The sequence below is a fragment of the Mycolicibacterium arseniciresistens genome, from assembly GCF_030519285.1.
GTDB lineage: Bacteria > Actinomycetota > Actinomycetes > Mycobacteriales > Mycobacteriaceae > Mycobacterium > Mycobacterium arseniciresistens.
In genome coordinates, this window is the sequence record NZ_JAUMSQ010000389.1 from 1 (window position 1) to 6368 (window position 6368).

Sequence of the window (6368 nt, forward strand, 5' to 3'; positions counted from 1 at the left end):
CACGTGCACCGCCATGGTGGCGGCCCGCGGCGCCTCTTCCGCCATGAACACGAACGCCGACGGCGCCAGCTCCGGCCGCTCGTCGGGTTCGTTGTCGCCGAACCAGGCCGCCCGCCGCGCGAGGCCGCGGCCGCCCTGCACGGCGATGGCCATGTTCGCCAGCGGATGGGAGATGCCCTGCAGCGTCGATATCGGGACGCCGAGGGTGTAGCGGGTCTTGGCGAACTCAACGGCGATCGTCATGGTCTCCTCGACCAGACCCACCAGCGCGGCGGCCGTCAGCACCCGCCACTCGTCGAGCGCGCGCTGGTACGCCGCGAGCGCGTCCGGGCCCTCGGCGAGCACCGTGCGGCTGTCCGCCGCGGCGGGATCCACCCACGCCATCGGCAACTTGCCGATGTTGTCGACCCGGGCCGGCCGGGTGTCGAACGTGAGCCGCACGACCGCGTCCCCGTCCCGCAGCACGATGTGGTCGGCGATCGAACCCGACGGGATGAGCCGGACACCGGGTCCGTCCTCCTCCCGCGCGTCGAGTCCGACGATGCGGGTGCCGCTGACGATCTCGGCGGAGTCGGAGCCGAGCGCGCCCAGCCGGGCGAGCAGCCGGGTGGCACAGACGTGGTCGATCCACGGCACCGGCGCGAGCGCGCGGCCGATCTCCTCGGCGACCAGCGTCAGGTCGACCAGCGTCGCGCCATCGCCGCCGGCGTCCTCGGGCACGGCCATCGTGGTGGCGCCCGTCGCGCACAGCCGCTCCCACAGGCTCTTGTCGAAGCCCGACGCCTCGGCCGCCCGCACGGTGTCGATCGAGCAGTGCGCCGTGAAGAAGTCTCGATACGCCTCCTGGACCGCCTGGTGGTCCTCGGACAGGCTGTAGTCCTGTCTGCGCAGTTCGTACCGGTCCATCGGTCAGATCTCCTCGCGTCGGCTGCCGAAGAAGAACTCTGCGGCGTTGTGGTGGAGGTAGTTGTCGAGCACGTCGGGCGGCAGGTCCAGCGCCAGCGCCTCGGGAACCACGCGGCTCTGGCGCAGCACCGGCCAGTCGGAGGCGAAGATGACCTTGTCGCGGCCGCGGGTGCGCATGTAGTGCAACAGGCTGTCGGGCAATCGCTTCGGCGACCAGGCCGACGTCATCAACCGGAGGTTGCGGTATTTGATGAGCAGCCGGATGGCGACGTCCCACCACGGATCGGCGCCGTGGATCATGCAGAGCTTCAGTTCGGGGAACCGCACGCACACCCGGTCGAGGTGGATCGGGTGCTGCGCCTCCCCGGGGATTGGCGGGCCGGGGATGCCGGTGTTGACGCACAGCGGCAGTTCCAGCTCCGCACACTTGGCGTACAGCGGGTAGTACACGGCGTCGCTGGGCGGGTACATCCCGTCGCCCCAGAAGCTTGGTCCGACAACGGCGTACGCCACCGGGAGATCGCGCTGCACGGCGGACAACTCGCGCAGGGCGGGGACCGGGCGCAGCAGGTCGATTCCCCCGATCGCCAGCGCGAACCTGTCCGGCCGCTCCGCCACGAACTTGCGGGCCGTCACCGACGGCGTGCGCAGGTTGTCCATCAGGATCGCCTTGACGACGCCGTGGGCGTCCATCTCGTCGAGCAGCTGCGGCAGGTCGACCGGATCGTAGAGCGAGGACGGCCCCTTGAAGTAGTCGTCGCGGACCTTGAGCATGAAGTCGGGCTGCTTGGCCGTCTCGCCGAAGTGCACGTTGACCAGGCAGTCGATCACCTCAGGCCTGGCGTCTCCGGTCATGACGGGCTCGCAACGGCGGCGCGCTGCGCCACTTCGGTTCTGGCCCAGCGGTAGTCGGCCTTGCCGTTGCCGAGCCGGCGCACCCGCTCGACGGCGAGGAACTCCTTGGGCGCCTTGAACCGGGCCAGCTGCTCGACGCAGGCGGCGTGCAGCGCCGCCGCGTCGACGGTGACTCCGGGATGGGCCTGGACGAGGGCGACGATCTCCTGGCCCCAGCGCTCGCTGTCCCGGCCGACCACGACCGCGTCGGCGACACCGGGCTGGATCCGCAGCACCGCCTCCACCTCCTCGACGAACACCTTCTCCCCTCCGGTGTTCACGACGAGCGAGTCGCGGCCGAACAGCCGCATGGTGCCGTCGGGTTCGAGTGCGGCGCGATCCCCCGACACCACCACGCGCTGGCCCTCGACCACCGGGAACGTCCGCCGGGTCGCCTCCGGGTCATCGAAGTAGCCCAGCGGGATCCGGCCGGTGCGCACCACCCAGCCGACGGTGTCCTCGCCGGGTGACACGAACCGGGTGAGGTCGTCGGAGGCGATCGTGCCGCCGACGCGCAGGTCGAACGTGTCCCGGCTGCTGCCCTGGCTGCTGTGGCCGAATGCGACGTTGCCCGTCTCCGAGGAGCCGTAGCCGTTGATCAGGGTGAGCTGCGGCAACAGGTCCAGCAGCGCAGCACGGTGTTTCGGGTTGGTCGCGGCGCCGCCGGTGCCGATCGCGTACAGCGCCGACAGGTCGTAGTGACGCCGCTTCAGCTCCTCGATCAGCGGTGCGGCGTAGGCGTCGCCGACCATCGTCATCAGGCCGACCTTCTCCCGCTCGGCGGTCTCCCACACCGTCTTCGGATCGAACCTCGTCCGGTCGTCGTAGACGACGACGGTCTGACCGGCCAGCGCCCCCGAGAAGACGGTCCACAGCCCGGCGGCGTGCATCAGCGGGGATACGGCGAACCAGGGTGCCCCAGGGCTGCCGCTCACCCGCTCGTGGATCTCGGCGACCGATTCGTGGTCGGCCCCCACCATCGACGACACGTAGGAGTCGCTCTGCCGCCACAGCACGCCTTTCGGCCTGCCCGTCGTCCCACCCGTGCAGTACATGATCAGGTCGTCCGGCGACCCGGCGATCAGGCGCTCCGGATCGCCCTGTGCCAGCCCCTGTTCGAGCGGCACCGCGCCGGCGAGGTCGGACACGTCGCTGCCGTCGTCCACCGCGACGAGCAGGTCGGCGCCTGCCGGGGGCAGCACGTCGGCGAACTTGGCGCCCAGCGATCGGTGGTAGACGACGGCCCTGGGCTTGACGTAGTCGAGCAGTTCGGCCACTTCGCGCGGTGAGTAGTTGTGGTTGACGTTCACCGGGACGCAGCGTGCCTTGAGTGCGCCCACCACCATCTCGGGGTACCGGTCGTTGTACATGATCAGCGCGACGCGATCCTGGCCGCACTCCCAGTTGTCCAGTGCGTCCCGCTCGCAGTGGGCGCCGAATCCCCTGTCGGCGAGGAAGTTCGCGAACCGCCGGCTGTTGTCCGCCATCTCGCGGTAGGTGGTCCGGCGGTCACCGCATACCGTCATGGTGCGGTCACCGACGGCGTCGGCGACGGCGTCGACGACGTCGCCTATCGTCCACTCGGCCATGACGGCGGTCAGGCGTTCGCTGTGACGTCGGCGCCGAGGAGGGTGAGCGCGTTGTCGCGCATCACCTTCCGGGTGTCCTCGGCGCTGAACTCGGGGAACTGCGGGATGTCGGCGGTGAAGGTCATCGGATCGGCAAGGCCCTCGCCGTGCGGCCAGTCCGATCCGAACAGGATCTTGTCCACACCGATGGTCTCGGCGAGCAGCTTCACGTCGTCCTCGTAGTAGGGGGCGATCCAGACGTTGTTGCGCAGCTGCTCCACCGGGTTCTCCCTGAAATGGTGGGGCGCGGTGTTGGCGGCCTTCTTCAGTCGCTTGATCAGCCGGTAGACGAAGTACGAACCGTTCTCGATGCTGGCGACCCGCAGGGTGGGATGCCGGGTGAAGACCTGGTGGACGATCATCGAGGCCATCGAGTCGTGGATGGCGCGGTCGTCGAGCAGTACCTGGTCGAGGGGGTCCTTCTTGCCGAAGCCCTCGAACGTCGCCTTGCCACCCCAGAGCGCCGCGATCGCCAGATAGCCGCTGTCGGACAGGTGGAAGACCACCGGCACACCGGCTTCGGCCAGCCGCGCCCACACCGGATCGTGCGCCGGGTCGCCGAGCGAGCGCGGCTTGACCACACCGGGCACCGGGGCGGGCCGCACGCAGACGATCTTGGCGCCACGGCCGAGGACGAACTCCACCTCCTCGACCGCCTTCTGCGGGTCGGCCAGCGAGATGATCGGCGCCGACAGGAAGCGGTGGTCGGGACGGTCGAAGCCCCAGTCCTCGTCGAGCCACAGGTTGAACGCGTGCACCGACGCCATGGTGGCCTCGATGTCGTGCTTGAGCGCCTCTTCGACTCCGCACGCGAACGTCGGCAGCATGAACACCGTCTCGAGGTTCTGCCGGTCGAGCACCGCGAGCCGCGCATCGCGGTTCTGGTACTCGGGGTGATCGGCGAGGCGGTCCACCTTCATCAGCGACGCCGGTTCGACGCCTTCGGGGATCTCGCCGCGGAACAGAAGATCCAGACACCCCGGCTCGATGATCGGGTCGAAGGTGGGGTTCGGGATGAAGTGGTTGACGACGCCACCCATGACGGCGAAGGTGCGCTTGCCCTCGGTGAGCATCTGGACGCCCCTGCGCTTGAACTCCTTGGGCAGGTGCCGGGTGAAGGAGTCGATCGGCTCGTAGTAGTGGTTGTCCACGTCGATGGCGCGGTAGTCCAACGTCATTCGGCTGAGTCCTCTCCGGTGGCTGTCGCCTCGCCCATGGGCGGGAAATTCGGGGGCCGCTTCTCGAAGAACGCCGTGATGCCCTCGATGAAGTCGGGCCGCAGCATCGACTCGTGCATGAGCCGCTCGGCCCTCGCGCTGGTCTCCACGACTCCGCTCATGGCATCGCCGTAGAGCTGCTGCTTGATCACCGCCAGCGCGCTCGGCGCACAGTTCGCGGCGATGTCCTCGGCGTAGGCCATCGCGGTCGGCATCAGCTCGTCGGCGGGCACGACGGCCTTGACCAGTCCCAGTTCGGCGGCCTCTTCGGCGTGGAACACCCGGCCGCTCAGCAGCAGGTCCATCGCCGCGCCCCAGCCCACCACGCGCGGCAGGATCCACGAGATCCCGTATTCGGCAATGAGTCCGCGCCTGGCGAACGACGTGGTGAACTTCGCGCCCGCGGCGGCGAACCGCACGTCGCACATCAGCGCCTGGGTGAGCCCGATCCCGGCGCAGGCGCCGTTGACCGCGGCGATGATCGGGGTGCGCAGCGACGTGACGAAGTGTGGGTGGCGTTCACCGACCATCTTCGTGACGTCGGTGTCACCGCCGGTGGAGGCGCCCTCGATCGACGACAGATCGCCCATGTCGGCGCCCGCGCAGAAGGCCCGCCCGCTGCCCGTCAGCACCACCACCCGGACGGCGGGGTCGGCCTCGGCGGCGTCGAGCGCGGAGTAGAAGCCGGCCGCGAGGCCGCCGCCCCAGGCGTTCATCCGCTCCGGCCGGTTGAAGGTCACCACCGCCACGCCGGTGTCGTGGACCTCGTAGCGGACGGCGTCGTTGCCGCCGCGCGGGCGATCGGCCACGGCTTCCGCGATGCCCTCGGACGCACCGGCCAAGTCGACCTCCTCGGACGTGTCACCAGCTGAACTAATGGACATACTGTACACCTATCGGTAGCGCCTTCCGCAAGCGCGCGGCGGCCCGCCGACGGTCCGTCGACGGACCTGTCGGAGCCGCGCGTGAGCCGCCCGGACAACTCGTTCCACGTCGACCTCCCTCGTCGATCAGATCCGTCTAGGTGAAGTCGCTGCCGCCGTCGACGTTGACGTTCGCGCCGGTCATGTAGGAGTTGCGACGCGACGCCAGAAACGCTGCCACCGGCCCGACTTCGTCCGGCAGCCCCGCACGCGGCAGGTGGGCGGGGTGGCCGAAGTGCTCGTCGATCGCGGACATCAGGGCATGCGGGTCGTCACCGTCGACACCGACCGTCGACGCCCAGCCGCGCAGCGCCTCGGTCGCGATGCTGCCCGGCGAGACCACGTTGACCATGATCTCGTCCCTGGCCAGCAGCAGGGACAGATTCTTCGAAATGCTCGTCACCATCGCCTTGGCGGCGGTGTAGGCGGGCAGGATGACGGTCTGACGTTGCGTCGAGTGCGCGGAGAAGTTGACGATCCTGGCCCACTCGGCGCGGCGCAACAACGGCAGCGCCGCCCGGACGCAGTGCACCATGCCCATCGCGCCCTGGTCGACGGCCTCCCGCCACTGCGCGTCGGTCAACTCCTCGAACGTGCCCCGCACGGTCGGCCCGACCGCGTTGATCAGCACGTTGAGGCCGCCGCCCCAGCGCTGCGCCACCGCCTCGAAGATGCGGCCGACAGCGTCGGTGTCGCCGACGTCGCCGGCGAGGGCGACCGCATCGGGGCTGCCCAGTTCGGTCAGCTGCGCCACGGCGCGGTCGAGTGCGGCGGCCGTGCGGCCCACCACCGCGACTCTC

Annotated in this window: 6 protein-coding genes; all 6 read right to left on the minus strand. The window is 69.6% G+C overall.

Features of this window, described 5'->3' with window-relative positions; genetic code table 11:
• A partial coding sequence (locus Q2100_RS28975; protein WP_302916806.1) for an acyl-CoA dehydrogenase family protein occupies nucleotides 1–906 on the minus strand: 906 nt, incomplete at its 3' end.
• A 3-nt stretch (nucleotides 907–909) separates the two neighbouring features.
• Nucleotides 910–1761 carry an amidohydrolase family protein gene (locus Q2100_RS28980; RefSeq protein ID WP_302916807.1) on the minus strand — a complete coding sequence of 284 codons (852 nt, stop codon included), beginning with the start codon at nucleotides 1759–1761 and terminating at the stop codon, nucleotides 910–912.
• Nucleotides 1758–3389 (minus strand): AMP-binding protein, encoded by a 1632-nt coding sequence (locus Q2100_RS28985; RefSeq protein WP_302916808.1) that lies wholly within the window; start codon nucleotides 3387–3389, stop codon nucleotides 1758–1760. Before Q2100_RS28985 ends, Q2100_RS28980 begins: the two co-directional genes overlap by 4 nt.
• 8 nt (nucleotides 3390–3397) lie before the next feature.
• Nucleotides 3398–4606, minus strand: a complete 1209-nt coding sequence (locus Q2100_RS28990) for an amidohydrolase family protein (protein WP_302916809.1) — start codon at nucleotides 4604–4606, stop codon at nucleotides 3398–3400.
• Entirely contained in the window at nucleotides 4603–5454 is an 852-nt protein-coding gene (locus Q2100_RS28995) for an enoyl-CoA hydratase (RefSeq protein WP_407667712.1), read from the minus strand. Before Q2100_RS28995 ends, Q2100_RS28990 begins: the two co-directional genes overlap by 4 nt.
• Nucleotides 5455–5665: 211 nt before the next feature.
• Nucleotides 5666–6368, minus strand: a 703-nt coding sequence (locus Q2100_RS29000; protein WP_302916811.1) for an SDR family NAD(P)-dependent oxidoreductase, incomplete at its 5' end; no start/stop codon positions are given.

What these genes read in the sequence shown, in the direction of transcription:
- Q2100_RS28980 (WP_302916807.1), bottom strand. Translation starts at nt 1,761, where the DNA reads ATGACCGGAGACGCCAGGCCTGAGGTGATCGACTGCCTGGTCAACGTG.
- Q2100_RS28985 (WP_302916808.1), bottom strand. Translation starts at nt 3,389, where the DNA reads ATGGCCGAGTGGACGATAGGCGACGTCGTCGACGCCGTCGCCGACGCC.
- Q2100_RS28990 (WP_302916809.1), bottom strand. Translation starts at nt 4,606, where the DNA reads ATGACGTTGGACTACCGCGCCATCGACGTGGACAACCACTACTACGAG.